Origin of the sequence: Cryobacterium sp. TMT1-2-2 (assembly GCF_004403505.1) — a bacterium.
Classification (GTDB): domain Bacteria; phylum Actinomycetota; class Actinomycetes; order Actinomycetales; family Microbacteriaceae; genus Cryobacterium; species Cryobacterium flavum.
Map to the genome: position 1 here is coordinate 45,455 of NZ_SOGS01000009.1, position 24,994 is coordinate 70,448.

Sequence of the window (24,994 nt, forward strand, 5' to 3'; positions counted from 1 at the left end):
CTTCTTCGATCACAGCAGCTCTAACCAACCCCACACCCAAGGAGTAACAATGAAAAAAGCCACTGTCCTTTCTATCCTTGCCCTCACGGCCGTCGGCGCCCTGGCCCTGACCGGCTGTTCGTCGGGCAGTTCGGCTGGGACCGCGTCCAAGGGTGACGAAGTCACCGGCCTCACGGGTACGATCGGCGCCAAGGATTTCTCCGAGCAGTACATCCTCGCCTACCTGACGAGCGGTCTCCTCAATGCTCACGGCGCTAAGACAGATGCCAACACGCAGGTTGTCGGCTCGGCCAACGTTCGCGCCGCACTCGAAAGTGACGACTTCATGGGGTACTGGGAATACACCGGTACGTCCTGGATCACCTACAACAACAACACCGCTCCCGTACAGGGTGAGGAAGCACAGTTCGCCGCCACCAAGGAGGTCGACGCCGCCAACGGTATCGCGTGGCTCGACCCAGCACCGCTTAACAACACCTATGCGTTCGCGATTCGCTCCGACAAGGCTAAAGAGCTGGGCGTCACTTCGCTCAGCGACATCGCCAAGCTGCCGGTGGCCGACCAGACCTTCTGCATTGAGAGTGAATTCTCGACCCGCGATGATGGTTGGCCGGGTCTCAAGGCCGCGTATGGTCTCGACGTTCCCGACTCCAATGTGGCCTTGCTCGACACGGGTGTTATATATACGGCCACCGAAAAGGGCGACGACTGCAACTTCGGTGAGGTTTTCCAGACGGATGGGCGCATCACCGCCCTCGACCTCACGGTAATGAAGGACGACAAGGAATTCTTCCCGGTATACCAGGGCGCGTTCACGCTCAAGCAGACCACACTCGATGAATACCCCGGCATCGCCGAGGTCATGGCGCTGATGAGCGACAAGCTGACGACCGAAGAAATGCAGAAGCTCAACGCGCTGGCCGATGTTGATGGAGACGACCCCGAAGACATCGCCAACGAATGGCTGACCGAACAGGGACTGATCTGATGACGCAAGCCCTCCAGATCGGCGAGAGCTTCATCGGCGAGGGAGTGAACGCCGCCCACGTCAACACGGTCTTCGGTCACCGCGAAGGTCCGGCGGGGGTGGCCTGGGCGACCGCCCTTGCCACCCCGAGCGCGGGTCACGTTCCCTTCGTCACCGTGCTGCGCCCCTCCCTGCCGGTCAAACCGCTCACCCTGTTCGTGACCAAGGCCGCTCCGGCAACGGATGCTCACGGCCTGCTGATCTGGGGACCGGCGCAGGCCGGCATCGCAGCCGGGGTCGCCGAAGCCCTGGCTGACGGCACCATCTCGCGAGAACAGGCTGACAGTCACGTGATCATTGCCGCCGTTTGGGTGAACCCGGGCGCCGACGACGCCGAAGCCGTCTACGCCCACAACCGCCTCTCCGTGCACACTGCCCTCGTCAACGGTGCGGCCGGACTGCCAAGCACCGACGCCGTGATCCAAGCCCGCGACAGCCCGTCCAACCCGTTCTTCACGCCCGCGAACACCGCGGCTCCGGCGCCAACCCTCTCGGGAGCATCCACATGAAGATCACGGCGATCCGTCTCATCCGCTTGAATCTGCCACTCGATCCGCCCTTCTCGGCGGCCTGGGACCCCGTTCCGCGGCGCGACTTTCCCGCCACCCTGGTGCAGGTCGAAACGGATGCCGGTCTGATCGGCGTCGGCTCCGGCGACACCATGGACGGTTTCGAAGCCTACGAAGACCTTTTCATCGGCACCGACCCGCTACAGATCCTCAACCAGGTGCGCCGCATCGAGACGATCAACTTTCACGGCGGCCGTTACTGGCCGCTCGAAGCGGCGCTGTGGGACATCATCGGGCAGGTCGCCGGGGTGCCGGTCAGTGTGCTCTTTGGCGGGGCGCGCGACCGCCTCACCGCGTATGCCTCGTGCGGTGAGCTGAAACCGGCGGCCGCGCGGGCCGAGTCCGCGCTCGCCGCTCGGGAACGCGGCTTCAAGGCGATGAAGATTCGCATTGCCCGCGACAGCATCACCGAGGGCATCGCCGCCGTGCGCGCCACGCGCGAAGCGGTCGGCCCCGACTTCGACATCATGGTCGACCTCAACCAGATGTGGCGCATGAGCGGAGACATCGAGGCCGCCCTGCCGCTGGCCCGGGTACGTCGCATCGCCGCCGAGCTGCAGGAGCTCGGGGTGCTCTGGCTGGAGGAACCGCTGCCGCAGGCCGACGTTGTCGGTGCCCGGCGCATCCGCTCGGAAACCGGCATTCAGATCGCCGCGGGCGAAATGGTGCGCAGCATGGGCGAAATGAGCGCCCTCATTGAAGCGGATGCCTACGACATCTACCAGCCCGACGTCGCCCTCTCGGTGGGCATGTACCGGGCGAGGCAGGTCGCCGAATCTGCCAACCTGCGGCACCGGATGTTCACGCCGCACACTTGGAGCAACGGGCTGGGGCTGCTCGCAAACCTGCACGTCGCCGCCGGAGTGGATGCCGGGCCGTACCTGGAGTTTCCCTACGACCCGCCCGGCTGGACGCCCGACCGCCGCGACTTCTTCATGACCCCGCTCGGCATCAACGCGTCCGGCGAACTGGTCGTGCCATCCCTGCCCGGGCTCGGCGCGCAGATCGACTGGGACGCAGTAAAGAGGTACACCGTATGAGCACCGTTTTGGGCGAATCTGTCTGGATTTCCCGGGCCGCGGCCCTGAAGCCCGAGACCCGGCTGTTCATCGATGGCGCTTTTCGGCCGGCCCGCGACGGCGCCACCTTCGACAACTTCTCCCCGCGCGACGGCCGTCTGCTCTGCACGGTCAGCGCTGCAGGCGCTCCGGATGTCGACGACGCGGTTCGCGCTGCGGCCAGCGCCTTCGAGCGCGGCGTCTGGAGCCGAGCCGACCGACGCGAGCGGGCCCGGGTACTCACCCGCCTCAGCGACCTGATGCTCGAGAACCTCGACGAACTGGCCCTGCTCGAATCCATCGATTCCGGGCATCCTATCGGGGACGCCCGCCGTGTTGACGTGCCGCAGGCCGCCCGCACAGTGCGTTGGTACGCAGAAGCCATCGACAAGATCTACGACGAGGTGGCACCCACGCCCCAGTCGGCGCTCGCCCTCGTGACCCGCGAACCGCTCGGCGTTGTCGGCGCAGTGGTTCCGTGGAACTACCCCCTCATCATCACAGCCTGGAAGATCGCGCCCGCGCTTGCAGCTGGCAACTCGGTAGTACTGAAACCGGCCGAACTGACGAGCCTGTCGGCGCTGAAGCTCGCCGAGCTAGCGGCCGAGGCCGGCATCCCCGCGGGTGTCTTCAACGTCGTTCCCGGGCTCGGACCTGTGGCCGGGCAGGCACTGGGCCGGCATCCGCTTGTGGACAAGATCACCTTCACCGGTTCACCCGCCGTCGGGCGCGGCTTTCTCACCTACTCCGGCGAGTCCAACGGCAAACAGGTCGTCCTCGAACTCGGCGGCAAGTCCGCGCAGGTCGTTCTTGCCGACACCGAAGACCTCGCCGCATGCGCCGAATCGGTTGCCTGGGGCATCTTTTACAACGCTGGGCAGACCTGCCACGGCGGCAGTCGCCTCATCGTGGACGAGCGCGTGCACGACGAACTCGTCGACAGGGTGCTCGCGGTGGGGCGATCGCTCGTGCTGGGGGATCCGCTCAACGAGGCCACCCAGATCGGCACCATCGCGAGCGAGAAGCAGCTTGACCGGGTGCTGGGGTACACCGAGATCGCGCGCGCCGAGGGCGTCGACGTTCACGGCGGTGGCCGAGTGCGCCCCGATGGACTCTTCGGAGGCTATTACGTTGAGCCGACGGTTTTTGACGGCGTCGACAACACGGGACGAATCGGGCAGGAAGAAATTTTCGGCCCGGCCCTTGCTGTGACCACGGTGCGCGGCGCGGCCGAGGCCGTGCGCGTGGCCAACGACAGCCCCTATGGCCTCGCCGCGAGCGTCTGGACCAGCAACATCTCCACCGCTCACGCTGCCGCTCGCGAACTGCGCGCCGGCACCGTGTGGGTGAACACCTTCGATGCCTCCGACATCATCACTCCCTTCGGCGGCTTCAAAAACTCGGGCAGTGGCCGCGACCGGTCGCTGCACGCCTTCGACGCCTATACCGCGTTGAAGACCACCTGGATCAACCTGGGTGATTCCACCCTTCCCCTCGACTAACTCGACCACCACAGACTGAATTGAGAAAACTGTTATGACCGCTACTCCGTCGACGCGAGTCGGCTTCATCGGCCTGGGCAACATGGGCTCCGGCATGACCCGCAATCTGCAGGAGGCCGGCTACGCACTGGTCGTGAACGACATTCGGCGGGAATCAGCTGCCTCGCTGCTCGCCAACGGCGCCGTCTGGGCCGACACCCCGGCCGAGGTCGCCGCGCAGACCGACGTCGTCATCACCATGCTGCCCACGCCGCGTCACGTCGACACCGTCGTCAACGGCAAGAACGGCATCCTCGCCGGCATAGCGGATGGCGGCTGCTGGATCGACATGTCCACCTCCGTTCCCGACGTGGCCAACGGGGTGCGATTCGAGCACGCCGACCGCGGACTGCGCATTCTGGACGCACCCGTCAGCGGAATGTCGGTCGGCGCTGCCTCGGGCATGCTGCAGATCTTTGTTGGCGGTTCCTCTGACGACTTCGAGGAGTTGCTGCCGATCTTTAGGGCGATGGGAGACCCGGAGCGAATCCTGCACGTCGGTGCCGCCGGAACCGGCTACGCGGTGAAACTCATGATCAACCAGCTCTGGTTCTCCCATTTGGTCGCGACCGCCGAGGTGCTCAGCATCGGCGTCAAAGCGGGTGTCGACTTGGGCGTTCTGCGCGCCTCGCTCATCGCGAGCCCCGCCAACAGCAACTTCGTTCAGCACGACGTCCTGTCCATCCTCGGTGACGGCGACTACGACGAGGGCTTCTCCATCGCCCTCGCCTGTAAAGACCTCGGACTCTCCATCGACCTGGCCCGCTCCGTAGGGGTACCCGCCGAACTCAGCGGCCTGGTGGAGCAGATCTACCGCCGCGCCCGCGCCCAATACGGAGACGCCGCGGGGGAGATGAGCCCGGTGCGACTCTATGAGGATCTCAGTGGAATCAACCTGCGACTGAACGATTCCACCCCGTCGAGCCCCGCCGACGTGGTGGCTGCCGTCGCAGCGGCCGAGGAAGCAGCCGAAGCGTCGGCGAATGCCGCCGTCGCCGCGTCGGTGGCGGCATCCGCTGCCGCGTCGGCCGTGGCGTCATCCGTCAACGCCGATCTGGCCTCCGCATGAGCACCATCCGCCCAACGGATGCGACCGCCGCCGCGACCGGGATCGCCCCGCTGCCCCGGCCGCTGAGCGACATTTCGCTCGTGCTCGACCCGAAACCGGTCGCGCATTTCGGCCGCGGCACCGTCACCGAAGTCGGCCGCATCACGGCGGCCAGCGGGGTGACGCACGCGCTCGTCGTCACGGACCCGTTCCTCGCCACCAGCCCAGTCGTTGCCGCCGTGCGCGAGGCCCTCGAAACAGCGGGGCTCACCGTCACCGTCTACGGCGGGGTCACCCCGAACCCGACGACAACGTGCGTCGACGAGGGCAGCGACCTCGCGGCATCCGTCGGCGCGGACGGCATCGTGGCCGTGGGCGGCGGATCGTCGATGGACGCCGCGAAGGGCATCGCCCTCGGCGCGCGCAACCCGCAGCGCGGCATCGGCCTCGACTACACGAGCAGCTTCGCGCACCCGGCCCTGCCGATCGTCGCGGTGCCCACCACCGCGGGCACCGGCGCCGAGGTGAACGCCTTCGGCGTGATCACCGACGTGGTCAGCCATCGCAAGTTCTACGTGGGTCACGACAGTGCACTCGCCCGGGCGGCCGTGCTCGACCCCGACCTCACCGTGGGCCTGCCGGCCGGCGCGACCGCCGCCACCGGCATGGACGCCCTCACCCACGCACTCGAGTCCTACCTGTCCGTGCGGGCGAACCCGTACAGCGACGGCATCGCCATACAGGTCATCGCCACCGTCGCCGAGTTTCTGCCGCGCGCCGTCGACGACGGAACCGACATTGAGGCCCGCGCGGAACTGCTGCTCGCCAGCCACGTTGCAGGAGTCGGTTTCTCGCACACCGGACTCGGTCTCGTGCACGGCATCGCGCATCCGCTTGGTGGACAGTTCAATATTCCGCACGGACTAGCGCTCTGCATCGTGATCGAGGGTGTGCTGCGCTTCAACCTCTCCGCCCGCGCGGCAAGAATCGCTCGGGTGGCCTTCGCTCTCGGCGTCGGGCGCACCGACGTGACCGAGGCCGAGAACGCGCAGCGCGCTATTGAGGCCGTCGCCGCGCTGGCCGTGAGGGTCGGCATGACCGGCCCGCTCTCGAAATTCGGAGTAACCGACGGTGATCTGGCATCGCTCGCCGCCGACACGCTCGCCGACAGCGTGACCATCAACAATCCGATCCAGCCCACCGTCGATGACGTGGTGCGCATTCTGAAGGAATCCCTGTGACCACCACGACCGAAACCCGGCAACCTGCCGGTGTCACCCGCGCCGACGAACTGGCGCTCCTCGCGAGCCTGCCCACCGGTCTGTTCATCGGCGGTGAGTGGCGAGCTGCGAGCGATGGAGGCACCTTCGACGTTTGCGACCCCTCGACCGGTGACGTTCTGGTTCAGGTAGCGGATGCGACGCCGCAAGACGGCCTCGCGGCGCTGGCGGCGGCATCCGCTGCCCAAAAGGGGTGGGCAAAGACTGCGCCGCGTGTGCGCGCCGAGATATTGCGGGCTGCATTCGAAGCGGTAACCGCTCGGGCCGACGACTTTGCCCTGCTGATGACGCTCGAGATGGGCAAGCCGCTCGCCGAGGCCCGCGGTGAAGTGAGCTACGGCGCCGAATTTCTGCGCTGGTTCTCGGAGGAGACGGCCCGCATTTCGGGCCGGTTCGCGGTCGCGCCCGACGGTCGAAGCCGCCTGATGGTGACCAGGCGTGCGGTCGGGCCGTGCCTGTTCATCACACCATGGAATTTTCCCCTGGCCATGGCCACGCGCAAGATCGCTCCGGCTATCGCAGCGGGGTGCACGATGGTGCTGAAGCCAGCAGCGCTGACACCGCTTAGCGCGCTGCTCTTCGCCCAGGTACTGCAGGAGTGCGGGCTGCCGGCCGGGGTGCTCAACGTCGTGCAGACTACAAGTGCCGGTGCCGTGACTGGGCCGCTGATCACCGATTCTCGGCTTCGTAAACTGTCGTTCACCGGATCGACCCCGGTGGGGATCAACCTGTTGAAAGCTGCGGCCGACCAGGTGCTGCGAGTGTCCATGGAGCTTGGCGGTAACGCTCCGCTCCTTGTCTTCGAAGACGCCGATCTCGATGCCGCCGTCGACGGCGCGATGGTCGCGAAGCTGCGCAATGGCGGTGAGGCTTGTACCGCAGCGAACCGCCTGCTGGTGCACGAATCCATCGCGGGGGACTTCACGCAACGCTTGGTAGAGCGGATGCGCGCCCACACCGTCGGCCGCGGCACCGAACCAGCCACGCTGCTCGGCCCGCTCGTCGACGAGGCCACCAGGGCCAAGGTTCACGAGCTCGTGATCGATGCCCAACGACAGGGTGCAACTCTGGCATTGGGTGGCACATACATCGATGGACCCGGGTATTTCTACGCGGCGACCGTGCTGACGGATGTCCCCGCCTCCGCACGCATCATGCGCGAAGAGGTCTTCGGTCCCGTCGCGCCGATCATCACTTTCAAGACCGAAGCGGAGGCGATCGCGTTGGCCAACGACACCGAGTTCGGTCTGGTCGGGTACGTCTTCACTCTCGATCTCAACCGTGCCCTGCGATTGTCGGAAGAGCTCGACGTGGGCATGCTCGGCGTGAATACGGGCATCGTCTCGAATCCGGCCGCACCGTTTGGAGGAGTCAAGCAGTCGGGGCTGGGCCGAGAGGGCGGTTTCGAGGGCATCGAAGAATACTTGGAGACTCGCTACGTCGGCATCGCCGACCCCTTTGCTGCTGTGAACTAGACCTTTGGGCGTATCGACGGTGTCGATGCGCCCATCGGGCACGTCTGGACCTTTACAGCTGGGGGCTTTCCTCCATATGCATCCAGTTCTAGGGTGTTGGTAGGCATCCTCTATAGCGCGCTGTCGCTCGTTGCGATGGTATGACTTTGAGTCCTTCAGGTTCTTGTTGCCGAGCATCTGAAAGGCCGCGCCATGTTCGAATTCATTCTGGCCGCCACCGCCCGCAGCTACTTCTTCTTGCGTCGATTCATGCCGACCGCTCTTGTGATCGACGCGATCCATACGAGGCGCGGGCTGAAGTGGGGTGTGCCGGCGATGCTGCTCGCCGTTCCGTATGCGCTCGCAGCTATCTATTGCCGAGCGCAGGTCGAAGCCGGCGGGCCCGGTTGGCTAAACCTGCTCGTGATCTTGTGTCTCTGGAACACCCTGAAGATTCTCTTGATCGGGCCAATCAGCCTGCTCAAGTTGATCGCGGTGCGCGTTCGTGAGGCTGTGGCCCGCCGTCGCATGACGCGGGCGGTTCTCCCAGAGGGCGTCGAGCGCTTCGACGAGCCCACGCTCGTATCCAGGCGCAGCTAACTTCACGTCACGGTCGGCGTACCTCCTGGTAGCGGCATGATTAGCTCACACACGACCGCGCACAGGAGGCTTCAGTATGACGATTCCGCAGGAGCAGTTTGAGGACCTGCTCAGCCGCTCCGCGCTCGCTGCTCTGTTCTACTATCCGGAGATAGCCGTCGACGATGACGGCCCCAACCTGCAGAACGACATCGCGTACTGCCTGGAACCTGTCGCTGGGATCGCGGACGAGGACGCCGAACGGCTGCGCGTCGCGATCAGGCGTGTGATCACGAATCCGACGGCGCATCGCTCTGAGCTGCTTGCTTTGGTCATCGAGTTGGCTCCGCCGCCTGCCGAGTAGCCGCGATCATGAACGACCCATCTGAGGAAGGCGCCGCGGCGCGGAAGGCGCTGGCGGAGCATCCGTCTGCTGATGAAGCGGCGGAGAAGCGGCGCCAGTATGTGGCGGCGAATCGCAACCGGATCCGCGCGATAAATCGGCTCTGGCGGGCCGAGCACCTAGAACGGGCCCGGGAGCTCAACCGGGACTCGATCCGTCGGGCCGCTGCTCGGCGGCATCGGGAGGCAGTGGGCCGAGCGCAACAAGGAGCGCCGTGCCGAGTTGCAGCGCAACCGGCGCAGCGATCCCGAGATCTACCGGTCCGAGCTGGAGGCCAACGCAGCAGCGCGACGGCTGAAGCGCAGCCTGAGTCGGGCCGGCCTCCCGCCGCAGCTTTTGCACGCGACGACCGCGGCGGAGTGCCGGGCCAACGAGCGCGAGGCCGATACCTACTTCAATGACCCGTCGCGGCCAGAGCATCTGCGGCAGTTCACGGTGTTCGCGGAATCGCTGACCGAGCACATGTTGAAGAACGACACTCGCATGCGCGAGTTCGCCGAGGCCTACGTGGAGACCAGAGCGCGCATGGGCCTTCCGTCGGTTCCGGCGGAGACCATCGTTCACGCCCGAGCCGTCGAGATAGTCGCGGAGCGGATGCGCCGGGTCGACCTACTGACCAGCCGCGACGTCGCCGCGGCCGTGCGGAGTACGAAAGCTGAGGTGCGGCGGGTAGAGCGACAACAGCAATTCGACCAACTCGTAAGAGCTGTCGTAACGAAGGTGCAGCGTAATTGCAAGCGGTATGTTGTCGAAGCTGAGATGGAGAACCAGGCAAGGGCACGTCGCGGGAAGCCGCGTGCGCCAGTGGAATCGCTGATCGTACAGGCACCCGCCCCGCTCGAGTAACCCTCCGATGGGAATCTCCAACCAGGCGCTGGGGATGTACTGCAAGATGAGCGCCCTGATGCAAGCACGGCAAGCCATCCGGCCCGCCGAAAGTCCCCGTGCCGCACCACGCGCCCGAGAATGATGGCGGCGGTCAGCGCGTCGCACGGGTCAACGAGGATGACGCGGTCAATAGGCCTTAGGAGCAGGACCAGGAAGGGGACGGCCACCGAATCAATCCCCATCCCGGTAACGCGCTGCATGCTCGAGCCGACCAACAACGCGAGGACTACATGAACGGTCCACCACATTTAGGCTTTCCAGGCTACGTACCGCGTCTCTTGGAATTCCAGCATGCCGGCACTTGCGCCACCGCGGCCGAGACCTGATTGTTTGGTGCCACCCAGGGCGCGAATGCCACGGAGGGAAACGGATCGTTGATCCCCCACGATGCCGGCTTCAAGCGTCTGGAGGTAGCTAGAGTTTTCGCCCGTTGCGACCATTGGGGCCAAGCTGACCGCGACTATACATTTTGTGTCTGGTCCTGAAGGTCCTGATGGTCCTCTGGTCGTTGCCGACACCGTCTTTTGTACTATGGGACCGTGACAAGGGACCTGTCGTCGGTGTAGTCCTCACCTGAGGGCAAGTAGGCCTGTGCGTCAAAAGTCGAGTTGACCTGCCGGAATGTGTAGGCGGGCTCCGGCCAGAGAGTTGTTAGCCGACCGTTGCGATGGTCCACGTACCAACTCTTGCACCCGCCGGTGAGCCACACCGTGCCCTCGGCGAGTCTGTCCAGACGGCCCATGTACGCTTCTTCGGCCGACTCGGAAACCTCCAGCTGAGGCAGCCCGGATTCGTCCTTGAAATCCAGGGCGCCCATGATGTAGTCGATCTGAGCCTCCGCGATATAGACCGCTGAGTTATGACCCAGCCCGGTGTTTGGGCCGCTGATAATCCACATGTTCGGGAATCCATGCACGGCTGTTGTGGCGTAGGCCTGCATACCGTTGGCCCAATTGGTGCTGAGCAAGATTCCGTTGCGGCCGGTGACACGGTAAGAAATCGGGAGATCGGTCGCCTCGAAGCCCGTGCAGGAGATCAGCACGTCCAATTTGTGGGGGACTCCGTCCTTGGTGAACACGCGATTCCCCTCAACTCGATCGATTCCGCCTGTTTCTAGCTCCACGTGCTCTTGGGTGAAGGCAGGGTAGTAGTCGTTGGACTTCAGTACACGCTTGCAGCCAAACGTGTAGTTGGGTGTCAGCTTCTGGCGCAGCTCCGGATCGGTGATTTGTCGGTGCAAGTGGTCAATCGCCACTTTCGCTGCAGTCGAGACCAAGGCGGGCGTGCCGCGGCGCTGGGCGTAGCGCTCTTCGTTGGACCAGAACATCTCTTTGCGCAGTTCTTGCATGGTTTCGGGCATCTTGCGGAATAGGCCCTTTTCCTCCTCGGAGTATGCCCGGTCGGGGCGAGGAGTCACATAGGGGGCAGAACGCTGGAAGACGACGACGCCGGAGGCGACCTTGGCGACCTCCGGTAGAACCTGGATGGCAGTGGCTCCGGACCCGATGATGCCGATCCGCTTACCCTCCAGCTGGACAACGTCGTCCCACCGCGCTGAGTGGAATAAGTCGCCGGAGAACTCGGAGAGACCATCGATGTTGGGTAGTTTGGGCTCGGAGAGATGACCTACCGCGGTGATCAGGGCTTTCCCAACGAACCGCCCTTGGGGGGTATTCACAATCCAGTGCGAAGATTGGTCGTCCCAGCGGGCGCTAGTGACTTCGGCGTGGAAAACGATTCGCTCCAGCAGGTTCTCCTCTTCCGCTGCGTTGCGGAGGTACTCGAGGATCTCCTGCTGGGATGCGAACATCCGCGACCACTCTGCGTTCGGCCGAAAAGAGAAGGAGTACAAGTGCGATGGGACGTCGCAGGCCGCCCCCGGGTAGTGGTTATCACGCCATGTGCCACCGACGTCATCCGCGCGCTCCAAAATGACGAACGAGCGCTTCCCCTCGCGAGTCAGTTGTGTACCCATTCCCAGGCCAGCGAAGCCTGCGCCGATGATGATGACATCGAGTGAAGCACCGTGTTCGGAATTTTTCAGTGAAGTGTTTTCCATTGTTGCTCCAGTTGCGCCTTGTATTGCGTTGCAGACGTGTTAGATGTGGATTCGTTCTTGGACCTGACCCCTCGGGAAGGCCTCGGGGATCGTGAGGAACTCGTTGATGATTTGAAAGAGCTGGGCCGGGCGTTCCTGCGGAACGGCGTGTCCGCTCTCGATGACCGCGTACCGTGCGTTGGCGATGCCGCCGAAGAGCAGCTTGGATTGCCGGTCCGGGACCATCTGGTCATAGCTACCGGCGATGACCAAGGTCGGAGCAAGAACTTTGGGCAGCTTGTCGCTCAGGTCGGCGTCTCGGTTCAACTTCATTTGCTCGGCAATCCCCGCGGGAAATTGACGGGCTTCGATCAGTGCCTGGACCTCGGAGTCGGTCTTGCTGGCGAGGAACGGTGGACCATAGGCCGTCAATGTCGCGAACTCACGCAACAGGTTGTCGTCCGTCTCGAAGAGGCGCTGCCAGATCCGGTTACGCAGCTTCTGCTGCGTGCCGGCCCGGACCCATCCGGCGACGAGGGTCAGCGTTAGGGCGGTAGCGGGCCTGTCCGCGGCCAGATCTGCCGCCACCAATGCACCCAGCGAGTACCCCACAAGGTGGACGCCCTGATTCGGAGCGCGTTCATCAATGACGCGCGAGACCTGTGCCGAAAGGTAGCCCAAGGACAGTTCTCCATTCGTAGTCTGCAGGTCGAGGGCTATAACTCGGTATCGGGTAGTGAGCATGGGGAACAACGTGCGGAAATGCGTGGAGGCGCTTCCGCCAGTGCCGTGCACCAGCACGACCGTTGGCCTCGCGTCGTACGGGGCGCCTGTGTCGTAGAAGGGGACAGTCAAGTCACCAACTAGGACGAGCCCCTCCTGCGCATCTGGATGAATCTTCATTCATATCCCTTCGATTATTGGGCAGCTACTGACCCGTTCGATTGCGAGTCCGGACAACTTGGTGGTCATCACCTGCCACGCGTGCGTCGATATCCGGTTGGAGACGGGACTATTCGACCAGAAGTGACACGGTCTCGGCCACACATGCAATCCGGTCTGGCGTATCGACCTCGATGCGATGGCCGATAACGGCTTGGTGGCCCCGTTCCGACTCGGTCACGGATAGGAGCGTGAGCCGGTCGCGCACTTGGGAGCCCACGGGCACGGGGTTTGGAAACCTCACCTTGTTGAGCCCGTAGTTCACGACCATGCGCAGTCCGACGACCCGGTATACCTGCTTGGTCAGGAACGGAATCATCGAGAGCGTCAGGTACCCGTGAGCCACGGTCCTGCCAAAGGGCCCGGCGGCGGCCGCGACGGGATCAACGTGAATCCATTGTTGGTCGCCCGTTGCAGCGGCGAAGGCCAGGACCTGATCTTGTGTCACAGTGTGCCACCGGCTAACGCCGAGCTCCTCGCCGACGAGCTCTTCAAGCTGTGTGAGGCCGTGAATCTCTCGCACGGGTCAGCGCTCTAGGATCGGCCGGTAGACGGCCTGCGTCTCGGCCAGGCTCTCGCCGAGAACCGCCCCGCCCTGGAACTCCTCGGGCACGAGGTTCTCCCCGAGCTGTTCGAGAACAGTGGCGTCGGTCATGCATGCTTCAAGGGCGCTCTCGAGTGCCGTCGCAATGGGCGTCGGCAGGTCCCTCGGGCCGAACAGCCCGAAGATGGATGTCGCATTCACGAGATCGGTATAGCCGAGCTCGGCAAGCGTGGGCAACTCTGGAAGCCAGCGCAGTCGCTGCGAGGTCGTCGCGGCCAGCGCCCGAAACGTTCCCTCGTCGATGCGTGAATCGACGTCGGGGTGATCGTTGATAAACAGTGCGTCGACGTGCCCGCCGAGCAGGCTGGTGGTCATCTCGGCATTTCCGGATGCCGGAACGGCCACGACGTCGACTCCATACTCGTTCCGGAGGCGTTGCAGCTCGATTGCGGCCGGGCTGGAAGCTCCGGGAACGCCGATGGTAAGTGTGCCCGGATGCTTTTCCGCAGCCGCAAAGAATTCCTCCGCGCTCTCGTACGGGGACTCCTCGCCCACCACGATGAGCGTAGGATTCTCGGCCATGACGCCAATCGGGGTGAAATCGTCGAGCGAATAGGCCAGCGTGTTCACCATCGGGGTCATGATGAGCGTGCCCGCCGTTCCCAGGCCAAGGGTATAGCCGTCCGGTTTCGCGCTTGCCAGTTCTTGCATTGCCACTGCCCCACTGCCGCCCGCTTTGTTCTCCACTACGAAGGCCTCGCCGAGGACGTCGGTAAGGCATGACGAGACGGACCGTGCGGTGAGATCGGAGGGACCGCCGGCCGCGTACGGCATGAGAACCGTGACGGCCTTCGACGGGTAGGTCTCTGTACTGCCGCCGGTCGTGTCGCCCGCGCACCCGGCCAGCACGAGAGACAGCCCGACGACTGCGGCGGGAACCACGAGGTATGTGCGTGTCTTAGACATTATTTCCGCCTACCGGAACGCCGGAATGCCGGTGATGTGGTTGCCGAGAATGAGCGTGTGCACCTCGTCCGTTCCCTCGTAGGTACGCACGGACTCCAGGTTGTTCGCGTGGCGCAGCGGAGAGTATTCGGTGGTGATGCCGTTGCCACCGAGGATGGAACGGGCCTCGCGGCAGATGTCCAGCGCCTGGCGCACGTTGTTGAGCTTGCCAAGTGAAATCTGCACGGGCTCGAGAACAGCGGCATCCTTCATGCGGCCGGTGTGGATGGCGAGCAGGGTGCCCTTCTGAATTTCGAGCAGCATGTTCACGAGCTTCAGCTGCGTGATCTGGTACGCGGCGAGGGGCTTGTCGAACTGCATGCGTTCGAGGGAATACGCCAGGGCCACTTCGTAGCTGTCCCGCGCGGCACCCATCGCACCCCAGATGATGCCATAACGGGCCTCATTCAGGCATGCGAACGGTCCGCTCAGGCCGCGCGCTCCCGGCAGTAGCGCGGTGTCGGGAAGCCGAACGTCGTCGAGCAGGATGTCGCACTGGATGGAGGCCCGCATCGAGAGTTTCGCCTCGATCGGCGTCGCAGTGAAGCCAGGTGTGTCGGTGGGCACGATGAAACCGCGCACGCCCTCGTCGGTCATGGCCCAAATGATGGCGATCTGGGCAATGGATGCGAGGCCGATCCACCGCTTGGATCCCTGGAGGATCCAGCCCCCGGTGTGATCCCGGCGGGCGGTCGTTGCCATGCTCGACGGGTCGGAACCTGCGGTCGGTTCGGTGAGTCCGAAGCATCCGATCAGCCGGCCGGCCGCCATCTCGGGCAGGTATCTGTTCTTCTGCTCCTCGGAGCCCCACTTGTGGATGCTGCTCATTGCGAGCGAACCCTGCACGCTCACGAAGGTGCGCAGGCCGGAGTCGCCGGCTTCGAGTTCCATGGCGGCCAGGCCATATTCCACGCTCGACCGGCCGGGGCAGCCGTAGCCGGTGAGGTGCATGCCGAGCAGCCCGAGGGCGCCCATCTGTTCCACGATCTCGGGCGGGAAGTGCGCCGATTCGTACCAGTCCTTGATATACGGCCCGATTCTCTCCCGTACGAAGGTCCGAACCGTGTCACGCAGTTCGAGTTCGGCTGCGCTCAGCAGCCCGTCGAGATTCAGAATATCCGAGGTGGTCGCGGGCATGAGTGGCTCCTTTGCCGAGTTTGCGCGCTGGGTGACCAGCGCCACGCTCTCGACTGTGCCAGTAAATCTATTTTCGATCCAATACCGAATCGGGGGCGGAATTATTTCTATTCAGCATGAATCTCGGTGGTGGGAATCACGGGTGGAGTGGGGAGTACCTCTTCAGAGAGTCGCAGGACCTCGCGCAGTGCCGGGCTGTCATTGTCGGCGCGCCACACGAGCTGCAAGAGGATGGGCGCCATTTCGTCATCGAGGGGCAGAAAAACAACGCCGGGGTAGTGCACGTTTTCGGCCACCGTGGAGACGGTGAGTGCAACGCCGATCCCGGCCGCGACGAGCGAGACGAGCGTCCACGTGTCGGGAGCCACCTGCACGATGGAGGGCACGAAACCGGCCGTGCTGGCCAGTCGCATGAGGTAATCGCGCAGGATCGCGCCGGGGTCCTGCGGCAACGTCACGAAGTGTTCGCCGACGAGATCTTGCATGGAAACGGACTGTCGATCGGCGAGCGGATGGCTGGAGTGGATCGCGATCACGAGGTTCTCGTAGGCGATCACCCGATGTTCGATGCCGGCCGGGATGAAGTTCCACCGCCCCAGTCCGATCTCCATCTCCTGGTTGATCACCTTGTCGAGCGCGGGGGTGGCGAAGTTAGAGCTGTAGAGCTCGAAGTCGATTCCCGGGTGGGTCGCGCGCACGAGTTTGGCGAGTGTGCCCACCATGACGTGTGATGATGCTCCAGCGAACGCCACTCGCACCCGGCCGGTCTCGCCCTTTCCCGCCGACGACACCGCGACCCCCGCACGACGCACGCCGTCGAGGATGTCTGTGGCTGGCTGCACGAGCGCTTCGCCCGCCGGCGTGAGACGCACCGAACGGGTGCTGCGGGAGAAGAGCAGGGTTCCGAGCTCGCGCTCCAGGTTCTGGATGGCCCGGCTCAGTGGGGGCTGCGCCATGAAGAGTTTTGCGGCAGCGCGGCCGAAGTGAAGTTCCTCGGACACGGCCAGGAACGCACGAATTTGCTGGATTTCCATGCTTCAACTATTTCGATAGCCGCATGAAACTGTCAACGATTTATGCACTATTGCCCTGGGAGTATCAATCGAGAGCGTAATTGATATTGGACAGGGAGTAATTCCGTTTGCGACAGTGAAGGCACGACAGACGAACAAGGAGTCATTCAATGGATGAATCTGGCGCAGCAACGAGGCTGCACAGGATTTTCGGTCGACCTGGAAGCGGGCCACTGAGCGGAATCATTGTGGCGGACTTCAGCCGCGTTCTTGCCGGCCCGTACTGCACCATGCTGCTCGCCGACATGGGTGCCACCGTCATCAAAGTGGAGAGTCTGCAGGGCGATGACACCCGTGGGTGGATTCCGCCGGTGCGCGACGACGAGGCAACGTTTTACCTTTCGGTCAACCGCAACAAGCACTCGATCGCGCTCGACCTTAACGACGCGGCCGACCGCGCGGTGGCCCATGAGCTCGCAGCGCGGGCCGACGTGCTGGTGGAGAACTTCAAACCGGGTGGCCTCGACCGGTTCTTCCTTGACTACGACTCGGTTGTGACACGGAACCCCGAGGTAATCTACGCCTCGATCACCGGATTCGGCACCGGAGCCGGGGCCGGGCTTCCCGGTTACGACCTGCTCGTGCAGGCCGTGTCCGGCATGATGAGCCTCACCGGCGGCCAGAACACCGAGCCTTACCGCGCCGGGCTCGCAATGTTCGACGTGATCACCGGATTGCACGCGGGTATGGGCATCCTGGGTGCCCTGCACCACAAGGACCTTACCGGCAGTGGGCAGCGTGTGGAACTCAACCTGCTCTCTTCCGCGCTCTCCGGGATGGTCAACCAGTCTGCCGCCTACGTCACGGGCGGGGTTATTCCTACCCGCATGGGCAATGAGCACCCGAGCCTTTACCCCTATGAGCCGATGCCGACTGGCGACGGAATGCTTATCATTGCGGCGGGCAACAATCCCCAATTCACGAAGCTGTGCGCGGCGCTCGACATCACGGAGGCGGCGACGGATGTCCGCTTCAACTCGCCTCAGGCCCGCAACGCGCATCGCGGCCCGCTGCGGGAGATCCTGCAGCGTCAGCTCGCCCGGCGCTCGGCCGCGGAGTGGTTCGAGTTTCTCTCCGAGCTGGGCCTGCCGTGTGCACCGATCCAGGACGTGAAGGGCGGCATCGAGCTCGCCGAAAAGCTCGGCCTTGAGCCGGTCGTGTTGGCGGGAACCGGGGATCGCAGCATTCCCACGGTGCGGCATCCGGTGAAATTCTCCCAGACCCCGGTGACCTACGACCTAGCTCCGCCGAAACTCAACGAGAGTTCCGCTCTCGTGCGCTCGTGGCTTGCCACACGCGAGGCGCAGCTCGTTGACTGAGCCATTCCGTGCCCGGGTCGCGGTGCGGTGGAGCGACCAGGATCTCAATGGCCACGTCAATAACGCGCGTGTCGCCACCCTGCTCGAGGAAGCCAGGCTCGCGTGGCGGGCGCAGGCGCTCACGGGCTACGACCACGTCGACTCCCCGACGGTCGTGGCCGCGCTGCAGCTCAGCTTTCGCCGCCCGATCGAGTTCGGCCCCGCCGTCGAGATCGACGTGTGGGTCTCCCGGGTGGGATCCACGTCGTACACCCTGCACTATTCAGGAAAACAGGCCGGCCACCCGGTATTGGATGCCTCGACCGTGATGGTTCCCGTGCACCCAGTACACGGGACTGCTCGACTGCTCGACGCCGAGGAGCGCAGTTCGCTCGACCGCTGGTTTATCGCCGATGCAATGCCGCAGAGGCAGCAACAGAAAGGCACAGCATGACCGACACCGACACCGCCATCAACACTGACGCAGTCATAAATAGTGACTACTATCTGGTCGACGACTTCCTCAGTGACGAGGAGCGCGCCCTCCGCCTCAAGGTGCGGGCCTTCGCAGACGCGGAAGTGCTCCCCATCATCAATGATTATTGGGATCGTGCCGCGTTCCCCTTCGAGCTGGTTCCGAAGATCGCCAGACTCGGGATCGTGGGCGGCACGATCGAGGGCTACGGATGCCCCGGGCTGAGCCGCCTGGGCGCCGGAATGGTGTCCCTCGAAATGTCCCGCGCTGACGGGTCGATAAACACCTTCATCGGGGTCCAGTCCGGTCTCACCATGGGCACGATCAACATGCTCGGTAGTGAGGAGCAGAAGCAGCGCTGGCTACCCGGGCTCGCGGCGCTCGACCTCGTGGGCGCGTTCGGACTCACCGAGCCCAACCACGGATCCGATTCGGTAGCGCTCGAAACGAGTGCGCGACTCGAGGGAGCGCACTACGTACTCAACGGAGCCAAGCGCTGGATCGGTAATGCGAGTTTCGCTGACGTCGTGGTGATCTGGGCGCGCGACGAATCCGACGCCAAGGTCAAGGCCTTCGTCATGGAGAAAAACAGCGACGGCTCCTTCCCCGACGGTTACGAAGCCACCGTCATCACGGGCAAGGTCGGCAAAAGGGCCATCCTGCAGCCGGACATCACGATCACGAATCTGCGCATTCCCACCGAAAATAAGCTCGTGAACGGCCACTCCTTCGCGGACGCCGTTCGGGTGCTCAATTCCACCCGTGGCGGGGCCTCGTGGGAGGCTCTGGGACACGGCATCGCCGCCTACGAGGCCGCTGTTGCATACGCCCGCGACCGCGTTCAGTTCGGCAAGTCCATCGGGAGCTTTCAGCTTGTGCAGAACAAACTTGCCAATATGCTCGCGGAGCTCACCGCAATGCAACTCCTCTGCTTCCGGCTGGCCACGCTCGCTGACCAGGGCAAGATGACCGGAGCCATGGCTTCGCTCGCCAAAATGCACACGGCCCAGAAGGGGCGGTGGATCTGCCAGGAGGCCCGCGACATGCTCGGCGGCAACGGCCTGCTGCTCGAAAACCACGTGGCTCGGCACCTCACCGACATGGAGGTCGTGCACACCTACGAGGGCACGGACTCGATCCAATCGTTGCTGATCGGCCGCGACATCACCGGAATTTCGGCGTTCGCATGAGCCTCCGGCCCGCGAGCGCCCATCCACAGACCGACATGCACGGACCGAACAGGGAGATTTTATGAACAGGTTCAATGACAGGGTCGCCGTGATCACCGGCGGTGCCCAGGGTATCGGGGCGGCCACGGCCTTGCGGCTCGCCACGGAGGGCGCTCACGTGGCCATCCTTGATCTGAACGGGGATCGCGCGGCCGCCACCGCCGAGCAGATCTCTGCGGCCGACGCCGTGGTCACGGCCGGCGGATCGGCCAATGGCCTCGTGTGCGACGTCACAGACGAAGACCGGGTTTCCGAGGCATTCCAGCAGGTATTCGACACGGCCGGCCGTCTCGATGTTCTCGTGAACAACGCAGGGATCACGCGCGACAACCTGCTGTTCAAGATGGGTCGCACCGACTGGGACTCGGTGCTCGTCACCAACCTGACGAGTGCGTTCCTGTGCGCCCAGGCTGCCCAAAAATTCATGGTCCCTGCCCGATACGGCAGGATCGTGAGCCTGAGCAGTCGCTCGGCCCTCGGCAACCGGGGTCAGGCGAACTATGCGGCGGCCAAGGCGGGGATTCAAGGTCTCACTGCAACGCTCGCCCTCGAGTTCGGCCCGTTCAACATCACCGTGAACGCTGTCGCACCCGGGTACATCGCCACGGCTATGACCGCCGCCACCGCCGAGCGGATCGGCAGCACCGCGGAGAACCACCAGAAAGCGGTCGCCGAGCGCACACCGCTCGGCCGGGTAGGGGCACCGCACGAGGTCGCCGCTGCAATCGCCTTCTTCGCGAGCGATGATTCCTCCTATATCTCCGGGCAGACCCTCTACATCAACGGGGGAGCGCGCTGATGGCCGAGGCGTTTCTCGTCGGCGGGGTGCGCACCCCCGTGGGTCGCTATGGCGGGGCCCTGTCGGGCATCCGCTCTGACGATCTCGCGGCGCTCGTGCTCGGCGAGCTCGTGCACCGCACCGGCATCGACCCCGCTGCGATCGACGAGGTGATCCTCGGCAACACCAACCAGGCCGGCGAAGACAGCCGCAACGTGGCGCGCATGGCCAGCCTGCTCGCCGGTTTTCCCGACGAGATCCCCGGGCTCACGGTCAACCGCCTGTGCGCTTCGGGTCTGAGCGCCATCATTCTCGCGTCGCACATGATCAAGAGCGGCGCCGCAGACGTGGTCGTGGCCGGCGGTGTGGAATCGATGTCGCGGGCGCCATGGGTGCTGGCCAAACCGGAGAAGGCCTTCGGGCGCCCGGGCGAGATCTCGGACACGAGCATTGGGGCGCGCTTCGTCAACCCGAGGTTTCCATCCATGTCCACGCTCTCGATGCCTGAAACGGCCGAGGAGCTCGCCCAGGTCGACAACATCACCCGCGACGAAGCGGATGCCTTCGCCCTCGGTTCCCATGAGCGGGCGGCTGCGGCCATCGACGGCGGTCGTTATGCGGCCGAAATCGTTCCGGTGGCCACGAAGAAAGGGCTCGTGGAGCACGATGAGGGGCCGCGGCGGGACACCACTCTCGAGACCCTCGCCGGCCTGCGCTCTGTCGTACGGCAAGGCGGGATCGTGACGGCGGGCAATTCGAGCACGCTCAATGATGGAGCCTCCGCCGTGATCGTGGCCAGTGCGAGGGCCATCGAACGGCTGGGCCTCGCGCCGCGCGCACGAATCGTGGACGGAGCCTCGGCCGGGGTGCCTCCGCAGATTATGGGCATCGGTCCCGTGCCGGCCACCCGTAAGGTGCTCGACCGTGCGGGGTGGTCGCTCGGCGACGTGGGAGCGATCGAGCTCAATGAGGCCTTTGCCGTGCAGGCGCTCGCCTGCATCCGGCGCCTCGGACTCGACCCGCAGATCGTGAACCGTGACGGTGGAGCGATCGCCCTCGGGCATCCGCTCGGATCATCGGGCTCACGCATCGCCATCACTCTGATAGGCCGGATGGAGCGCGAGGGCGCCCGTCGCGGATTGGCGACCATGTGCGTGGGCCTCGGCCAGGGCACGGCGATGCTGCTCGAACGAGTCTGAGCCTGCTGCGCGTTTATGCAGACGAAGTAGCAGTACACCCCCGAAATAGTATTGGAGATGAAATTATGACCTTGCGACAGTGAATACGGGCTGGACCGAATCACCCCACCATGAGACACACATCAGATGACAATGAGGTCAGCTTTGAAGAAGAACACCGCAATATTCCTGCCCGCAATCACCGGACTGGCCATGCTGGGCCTTCTCGGCTGCAGCGCCGCCGGCGCCGCGGGATCCCCGAAAGCAGAAGACGACTACCCGTCAAAGCCCGTCACCTTCGTGGTGCCATTCGCCGCGGGAGGTCCCTCCACAGTGACCGCCCTCGCCTACGCCTCCTGCCTCGAGGAGGGGCTCGGCCAGACCTTCGTGGTCGAGAACCAACCGGGCGGAAGCGGCGGCCTGGCCATGCAGGACGTGTCGAGCGCCAAGCCTGACGGGTACACCCTGACCCTCGGCACGAACGGCCCGCTTGTGATGAATCCCATGATCAACAAGCTCAACTACAACCTCGAGGACTTCACCTCGATTGGTGTGATGGCGCAAATGCCGACCGTGCTCGTCGTCGGCGCGGAATCTCCCTACGAGAGCGCCGAAGAATTCTTCGCCGCGGCTAAAAAGAACCCAGGAAAGCTTAGCGTCGCCATCCCCGGGGCCACGACCTCAGCGGCCATCGAGTTGGGGCGACTGAGCGACGAATACGACATCGACGTCACCGCCATTCCGGCCGCTGGAAACGCCGAGATGACCACGAGCCTGCTCGGTGGCCACGTCGACGCTCTCTTCATCACCGATCATCAGGACGTGCAGTCGCGCATCGACGACGGGTCATTCGTGCCGCTCGCCGTGAGCAGCCCGGAGCGGGCCGACTGGTACGCGAATGTGCCAACCCTGGCCGAACAGGGATTCCCGGACCTCGTCAACGCCGTCTCGGTGTTCGGAGTCGTCGGGCCGAAGGGCATGCCCGACGATATTGTCTCCACCCTCGAGGCAGAACTGAAGACCTGTTCGGAGGACCCGAAGGTGGTCGACCAGGTCGGGAAGATGTTCGTGCCGGCCGAGTTCGGGGACGCTGCTGCCCTCGACCAGATTTTCGCGGACATGCAGAAGCTCTACGAACCCATCCTCGGTCAAGAATGAGTGACGACACGCTCGAGGCCACCGAGGTCGCCGAGCCCGAGGTGGTGGGAAGCGGCGCTCGGAACAATGGTCACTACCGGCTCGTCCCGGTGGTGCTGTTGGTGACAGCAATAGTCGCTGTGGTCGAGTCCTGGCGCCTCGACCTGGGCGAACTTACCAACCCCGGGCCCGGACTCTGGCCGTTCGTGGTCTCCATCGCGGTCACCGTCACGGCTGCCATTCTCACGATGGTTCCCGACACGGAGGCGTACGAGAAGTGGACCAGGCTCACGACCCTGCTCGTCGGCGGAGTGCTGAGCCTCGTGGTCTTCATCCTGCTCTTCACGGCGATCGGATTCGTCGTTCCCGCCTTCCTGCTGCTCCTGCTGTGGCTGCGCGTGTTCGGCGAAGAATCGTGGCGGCTCGCCCTCGTGCTTGCGGTCGGAGGCACCGCCGTCTTCTACGTGGGCTTCGCAGTTCTGCTCGGTGTCCCCTTTCCCGACGACATCGTCGTGGGCACCATCACCCGACTGATCGGAATGTGACATGGACGTCTTCAACAATTTGGGCCTCGGATTCTCTGTTGCCTTCGACCCCATGAACCTGCTATTCGTGTTTGTGGGAGTGGTTATCGGCACAGCGATCGGAGTGCTGCCGGGCCTCGGCCCCACGGCCACGATCGCCCTGCTACTGCCGATCACGTACACGATGGACGCCACGAGCGCCGTGATCATGCTCGCAGGCATTTACTACGGCTCGATGTACGGCGGCACGATCACCTCGGTGCTGCTGCGGATACCGGGGGAAGCGGCATCCGTTGTGACGACCTTCGACGGATACCAGATGACCAAGCAAGGGCGGGCCGGCCCGGCGCTCGGAATCAGTGCGATCGGCAGCTTCATCGGCGGCACCGTGGCCATCATCGGGCTCACCTTCCTCGCGCCTGTCCTCGCCCGGGTCGCCGTGGCCGTGGGCCCGGCCTCCTACGTGGCGATCATGGTGCTGGGGCTGTTCCTCGTGACCTCGCTCGGCACCGGCTCCACGATGAAGAGCCTGTGCATGGCCGCAATCGGCCTGCTGCTCTCGACCGTAGGCCAGGACCCGATCACGGGAACGGCCCGCTTCACTTTCGGTATCCCGTCCCTGCTCGGCGGCTTCGACTTCGTCGCGATCGCGATGGGCCTTTTCGGCGTCGGCCAACTGCTGCACAGCCTCGAACGCACCGAAAAAGCGCAGGCGATCACGACCAAGATTAAAAATATCTGGCCCTCCCGCAAGGATTTCCGGGACTCGTCCGGCGCGATCGTGCGCGGTTCGCTGCTCGGCTTCGTGATCGGGGTTCTGCCCGGCGGCGGCGGCGTCATCTCGTCCCTCGCTTCCTACGCGCTCGAAAAGCGCCGCGCGAAAGACCCCTCGAGGTTCGGCAAGGGAGCGATCGAGGGGGTAGCGGGGCCGGAGACAGCGAATAACGCATCGTCGACATCCGCCTTCATACCGCTGCTGATCTTGGGGATTCCCTCGAACGTGGTGCTCGCGATGCTCTACGGCGCGCTGTTGCTGCAGGGGATTACGCCGGGGCCGTCGCTGATCGAGGATCGCCCCGACATCTTCTGGGGCGTCATCGCGTCCATGTACATCGGCAACGTGATGCTCGTAATTCTCAATATCCCACTGATCGGCATTTTCATCCAGATGCTGCGGGTCAGAACCGGAATCCTTGCAACGTTTGCTCTCATGGTGGTCATGGTGGGCGTTTACTCAATAAACAACAATCCCTTCGACATGTGGGTGGTCCTGATCTTCGGCGTCTTCGGGTGGATTATGATCAAGACTGGTTTCGACCCTGGGCCACTCGTACTCGCCTTCATCCTCGGGCCGATCTTGGAACGATCGTTTCGGCAGTCGATGTTGATCTCTGGCGGCAGCTTCGACATCTTCGTCTCCGATCCCATCTCGGCAACCATTTTCGGCTTGCTCGCGACGTTCGTGGCTTACACGTTTATCAGCCGCATGCGTCGTGCCAGGACGGCCAGGGCTGCGGCTGCCGCCCCCACGAAAACCCGAGTGGACGCGAAGTAGGCGTTCACTCGATCGCTTGTCACGTCTGGTAAACATGTCGGGTGCTCAGTGAATGACCGAGTGGTGGGCTGCGAGTCCACCCGGGGGACGCGGTAATTTTTTGTCCCGAGACCAATGGAGGTTCTTGAGTACCCGGCAAGAATGAGAACTGTCTTCACTGCTGCTGGGTGGCAAGCGTGACGGGACTTCGCATCGTGACCGTGAGCCCTACCGGGTACGACCACGATCCAGTCC

24 protein-coding genes are annotated in these 24,994 nt (G+C 64.1%); 18 read left to right on the forward strand and 6 right to left on the reverse strand.

Annotated features, from left to right (window positions below; all coding sequences use genetic code 11):
• Positions 1 to 49 precede the first annotated feature (49 nt).
• From E3T35_RS07320 to E3T35_RS07365, 10 genes are all read left to right on the forward strand, one after another.
• The gene (locus E3T35_RS07320) at positions 50 to 988 is read left to right on the forward strand and encodes a glycine betaine ABC transporter substrate-binding protein (protein ID WP_134378274.1); all 939 of its coding nucleotides are present in this window, start codon (positions 50 to 52) and stop codon (positions 986 to 988) included.
• Positions 988 to 1,536 carry a formaldehyde-activating enzyme gene (gene fae, locus E3T35_RS07325; RefSeq protein ID WP_134378275.1) on the forward strand — a complete coding sequence of 183 codons (549 nt, stop codon included), beginning with the start codon at positions 988 to 990 and terminating at the stop codon, positions 1,534 to 1,536. Before E3T35_RS07320 ends, fae begins: the two co-directional genes overlap by 1 nt.
• Positions 1,533 to 2,636 carry a mandelate racemase/muconate lactonizing enzyme family protein gene (locus E3T35_RS07330; RefSeq protein ID WP_134378276.1) on the forward strand — a complete coding sequence of 368 codons (1,104 nt, stop codon included), beginning with the start codon at positions 1,533 to 1,535 and terminating at the stop codon, positions 2,634 to 2,636. The genes fae and E3T35_RS07330 overlap by 4 nt, the downstream gene beginning before the upstream one ends.
• Positions 2,633 to 4,156, forward strand: a complete 1,524-nt coding sequence (locus E3T35_RS07335) for an aldehyde dehydrogenase (protein WP_134378277.1) — start codon at positions 2,633 to 2,635, stop codon at positions 4,154 to 4,156. Before E3T35_RS07330 ends, E3T35_RS07335 begins: the two co-directional genes overlap by 4 nt.
• Before the next feature lie 34 nt (positions 4,157 to 4,190).
• Entirely contained in the window at positions 4,191 to 5,264 is a 1,074-nt protein-coding gene (locus tag E3T35_RS07340; RefSeq protein ID WP_134347079.1) for an NAD(P)-dependent oxidoreductase, read from the forward strand.
• Positions 5,261 to 6,484: an iron-containing alcohol dehydrogenase family protein gene (locus tag E3T35_RS07345; protein WP_134378278.1), complete on the forward strand. Its 1,224-nt coding sequence runs from the start codon at positions 5,261 to 5,263 to the stop codon at positions 6,482 to 6,484. Before E3T35_RS07340 ends, E3T35_RS07345 begins: the two co-directional genes overlap by 4 nt.
• On the forward strand, positions 6,481 to 7,998 hold the full coding sequence (locus E3T35_RS07350) for an NAD-dependent succinate-semialdehyde dehydrogenase (RefSeq protein WP_134378279.1): 1,518 nt from the start codon (positions 6,481 to 6,483) through the stop codon (positions 7,996 to 7,998). The genes E3T35_RS07345 and E3T35_RS07350 overlap by 4 nt, the downstream gene beginning before the upstream one ends.
• A 192-nt stretch (positions 7,999 to 8,190) precedes the next feature.
• Complete coding sequence (locus E3T35_RS07355) at positions 8,191 to 8,577, forward strand: sulfate permease (RefSeq protein ID WP_134378280.1); 387 nt, start codon at positions 8,191 to 8,193, stop codon at positions 8,575 to 8,577.
• 76 nt (positions 8,578 to 8,653) lie between these two features.
• Positions 8,654 to 8,920 (forward strand): hypothetical protein, encoded by a 267-nt coding sequence (locus tag E3T35_RS07360; RefSeq protein ID WP_134378281.1) that lies wholly within the window; start codon positions 8,654 to 8,656, stop codon positions 8,918 to 8,920.
• A gap of 261 nt (positions 8,921 to 9,181) precedes the next feature.
• Positions 9,182 to 9,805, forward strand: coding sequence for a hypothetical protein (locus tag E3T35_RS07365; protein WP_134378282.1), 624 nt, complete (start codon positions 9,182 to 9,184; stop codon positions 9,803 to 9,805).
• A 571-nt stretch (positions 9,806 to 10,376) separates the two neighbouring features.
• On the opposite strand, the gene E3T35_RS07370 is transcribed toward E3T35_RS07365, so the two are convergent.
• From E3T35_RS07370 to E3T35_RS07395, 6 genes are all read right to left on the reverse strand, one after another.
• Positions 10,377 to 11,906 carry an NAD(P)/FAD-dependent oxidoreductase gene (locus E3T35_RS07370; RefSeq protein WP_134378283.1) on the reverse strand — a complete coding sequence of 510 codons (1,530 nt, stop codon included), beginning with the start codon at positions 11,904 to 11,906 and terminating at the stop codon, positions 10,377 to 10,379.
• A 39-nt stretch (positions 11,907 to 11,945) separates the two neighbouring features.
• Positions 11,946 to 12,788 carry an alpha/beta fold hydrolase gene (locus E3T35_RS07375; protein ID WP_134378284.1) on the reverse strand — a complete coding sequence of 281 codons (843 nt, stop codon included), beginning with the start codon at positions 12,786 to 12,788 and terminating at the stop codon, positions 11,946 to 11,948.
• 109 nt (positions 12,789 to 12,897) lie between these two features.
• Entirely contained in the window at positions 12,898 to 13,350 is a 453-nt protein-coding gene (locus E3T35_RS07380; protein ID WP_134347072.1) for a MaoC family dehydratase, read from the reverse strand.
• Between the two features lie 3 nt (positions 13,351 to 13,353).
• Complete coding sequence (locus tag E3T35_RS07385) at positions 13,354 to 14,337, reverse strand: tripartite tricarboxylate transporter substrate binding protein (RefSeq protein ID WP_134378285.1); 984 nt, start codon at positions 14,335 to 14,337, stop codon at positions 13,354 to 13,356.
• A gap of 9 nt (positions 14,338 to 14,346) precedes the next feature.
• Positions 14,347 to 15,513 carry an acyl-CoA dehydrogenase family protein gene (locus tag E3T35_RS07390; RefSeq protein ID WP_134378286.1) on the reverse strand — a complete coding sequence of 389 codons (1,167 nt, stop codon included), beginning with the start codon at positions 15,511 to 15,513 and terminating at the stop codon, positions 14,347 to 14,349.
• 107 nt (positions 15,514 to 15,620) lie between these two features.
• Positions 15,621 to 16,547 (reverse strand): LysR substrate-binding domain-containing protein, encoded by a 927-nt coding sequence (locus E3T35_RS07395; protein ID WP_134347069.1) that lies wholly within the window; start codon positions 16,545 to 16,547, stop codon positions 15,621 to 15,623.
• A 149-nt stretch (positions 16,548 to 16,696) separates the two neighbouring features.
• Here E3T35_RS07395 and E3T35_RS07400 point away from each other — a divergent pair, with 149 nt between their 5' ends.
• From E3T35_RS07400 to E3T35_RS07435, 8 genes are all read left to right on the forward strand, one after another.
• Positions 16,697 to 17,905, forward strand: coding sequence for a CaiB/BaiF CoA-transferase family protein (locus tag E3T35_RS07400; protein ID WP_134347068.1), 1,209 nt, complete (start codon positions 16,697 to 16,699; stop codon positions 17,903 to 17,905).
• Positions 17,898 to 18,338, forward strand: a complete 441-nt coding sequence (locus tag E3T35_RS07405; protein ID WP_166789873.1) for a thioesterase family protein — start codon at positions 17,898 to 17,900, stop codon at positions 18,336 to 18,338. Before E3T35_RS07400 ends, E3T35_RS07405 begins: the two co-directional genes overlap by 8 nt.
• Positions 18,335 to 19,549 carry an acyl-CoA dehydrogenase family protein gene (locus E3T35_RS07410; protein WP_134378287.1) on the forward strand — a complete coding sequence of 405 codons (1,215 nt, stop codon included), beginning with the start codon at positions 18,335 to 18,337 and terminating at the stop codon, positions 19,547 to 19,549. Before E3T35_RS07405 ends, E3T35_RS07410 begins: the two co-directional genes overlap by 4 nt.
• Positions 19,550 to 19,610: 61 nt before the next feature.
• Positions 19,611 to 20,387, forward strand: a complete 777-nt coding sequence (gene fabG / locus E3T35_RS07415) for a 3-oxoacyl-ACP reductase FabG (protein ID WP_134378288.1) — start codon at positions 19,611 to 19,613, stop codon at positions 20,385 to 20,387.
• Positions 20,387 to 21,565 carry an acetyl-CoA C-acyltransferase gene (locus E3T35_RS07420; RefSeq protein WP_134347064.1) on the forward strand — a complete coding sequence of 393 codons (1,179 nt, stop codon included), beginning with the start codon at positions 20,387 to 20,389 and terminating at the stop codon, positions 21,563 to 21,565. The genes fabG and E3T35_RS07420 overlap by 1 nt, the downstream gene beginning before the upstream one ends.
• Before the next feature lie 126 nt (positions 21,566 to 21,691).
• Entirely contained in the window at positions 21,692 to 22,702 is a 1,011-nt protein-coding gene (locus E3T35_RS07425) for a tripartite tricarboxylate transporter substrate binding protein (RefSeq protein WP_198421005.1), read from the forward strand.
• Positions 22,699 to 23,226 (forward strand): tripartite tricarboxylate transporter TctB family protein, encoded by a 528-nt coding sequence (locus E3T35_RS07430; protein ID WP_134378289.1) that lies wholly within the window; start codon positions 22,699 to 22,701, stop codon positions 23,224 to 23,226. Before E3T35_RS07425 ends, E3T35_RS07430 begins: the two co-directional genes overlap by 4 nt.
• A gap of 1 nt (position 23,227) precedes the next feature.
• Positions 23,228 to 24,760: a tripartite tricarboxylate transporter permease gene (locus tag E3T35_RS07435; protein ID WP_134378290.1), complete on the forward strand. Its 1,533-nt coding sequence runs from the start codon at positions 23,228 to 23,230 to the stop codon at positions 24,758 to 24,760.
• The last annotated feature ends 234 nt before the right edge of the window (positions 24,761 to 24,994 follow it).

What these genes read in the sequence shown, in the direction of transcription:
- E3T35_RS07375 (WP_134378284.1), bottom strand. Translation starts at nt 12,788, where the DNA reads ATGAAGATTCATCCAGATGCGCAGGAGGGGCTCGTCCTAGTTGGTGAC.
- E3T35_RS07425 (WP_198421005.1), top strand. Translation starts at nt 21,692, where the DNA reads ATGACAATGAGGTCAGCTTTGAAGAAGAACACCGCAATATTCCTGCCC.
- E3T35_RS07345 (WP_134378278.1), top strand. Translation starts at nt 5,261, where the DNA reads ATGAGCACCATCCGCCCAACGGATGCGACCGCCGCCGCGACCGGGATC.
- E3T35_RS07400 (WP_134347068.1), top strand. Translation starts at nt 16,697, where the DNA reads ATGGATGAATCTGGCGCAGCAACGAGGCTGCACAGGATTTTCGGTCGA.
- E3T35_RS07335 (WP_134378277.1), top strand. Translation starts at nt 2,633, where the DNA reads ATGAGCACCGTTTTGGGCGAATCTGTCTGGATTTCCCGGGCCGCGGCC.
- E3T35_RS07410 (WP_134378287.1), top strand. Translation starts at nt 18,335, where the DNA reads ATGACCGACACCGACACCGCCATCAACACTGACGCAGTCATAAATAGT.
- E3T35_RS07385 (WP_134378285.1), bottom strand. Translation starts at nt 14,337, where the DNA reads ATGTCTAAGACACGCACATACCTCGTGGTTCCCGCCGCAGTCGTCGGG.
- E3T35_RS07395 (WP_134347069.1), bottom strand. Translation starts at nt 16,547, where the DNA reads ATGGAAATCCAGCAAATTCGTGCGTTCCTGGCCGTGTCCGAGGAACTT.
- E3T35_RS07435 (WP_134378290.1), top strand. Translation starts at nt 23,228, where the DNA reads ATGGACGTCTTCAACAATTTGGGCCTCGGATTCTCTGTTGCCTTCGAC.
- E3T35_RS07355 (WP_134378280.1), top strand. Translation starts at nt 8,191, where the DNA reads ATGTTCGAATTCATTCTGGCCGCCACCGCCCGCAGCTACTTCTTCTTG.
- E3T35_RS07420 (WP_134347064.1), top strand. Translation starts at nt 20,387, where the DNA reads ATGGCCGAGGCGTTTCTCGTCGGCGGGGTGCGCACCCCCGTGGGTCGC.
- E3T35_RS07330 (WP_134378276.1), top strand. Translation starts at nt 1,533, where the DNA reads ATGAAGATCACGGCGATCCGTCTCATCCGCTTGAATCTGCCACTCGAT.
- E3T35_RS07430 (WP_134378289.1), top strand. Translation starts at nt 22,699, where the DNA reads ATGAGTGACGACACGCTCGAGGCCACCGAGGTCGCCGAGCCCGAGGTG.
- fabG (WP_134378288.1), top strand. Translation starts at nt 19,611, where the DNA reads ATGAACAGGTTCAATGACAGGGTCGCCGTGATCACCGGCGGTGCCCAG.
- E3T35_RS07360 (WP_134378281.1), top strand. Translation starts at nt 8,654, where the DNA reads ATGACGATTCCGCAGGAGCAGTTTGAGGACCTGCTCAGCCGCTCCGCG.
- E3T35_RS07320 (WP_134378274.1), top strand. Translation starts at nt 50, where the DNA reads ATGAAAAAAGCCACTGTCCTTTCTATCCTTGCCCTCACGGCCGTCGGC.
- E3T35_RS07370 (WP_134378283.1), bottom strand. Translation starts at nt 11,906, where the DNA reads ATGGAAAACACTTCACTGAAAAATTCCGAACACGGTGCTTCACTCGAT.
- E3T35_RS07390 (WP_134378286.1), bottom strand. Translation starts at nt 15,513, where the DNA reads ATGCCCGCGACCACCTCGGATATTCTGAATCTCGACGGGCTGCTGAGC.
- fae (WP_134378275.1), top strand. Translation starts at nt 988, where the DNA reads ATGACGCAAGCCCTCCAGATCGGCGAGAGCTTCATCGGCGAGGGAGTG.
- E3T35_RS07340 (WP_134347079.1), top strand. Translation starts at nt 4,191, where the DNA reads ATGACCGCTACTCCGTCGACGCGAGTCGGCTTCATCGGCCTGGGCAAC.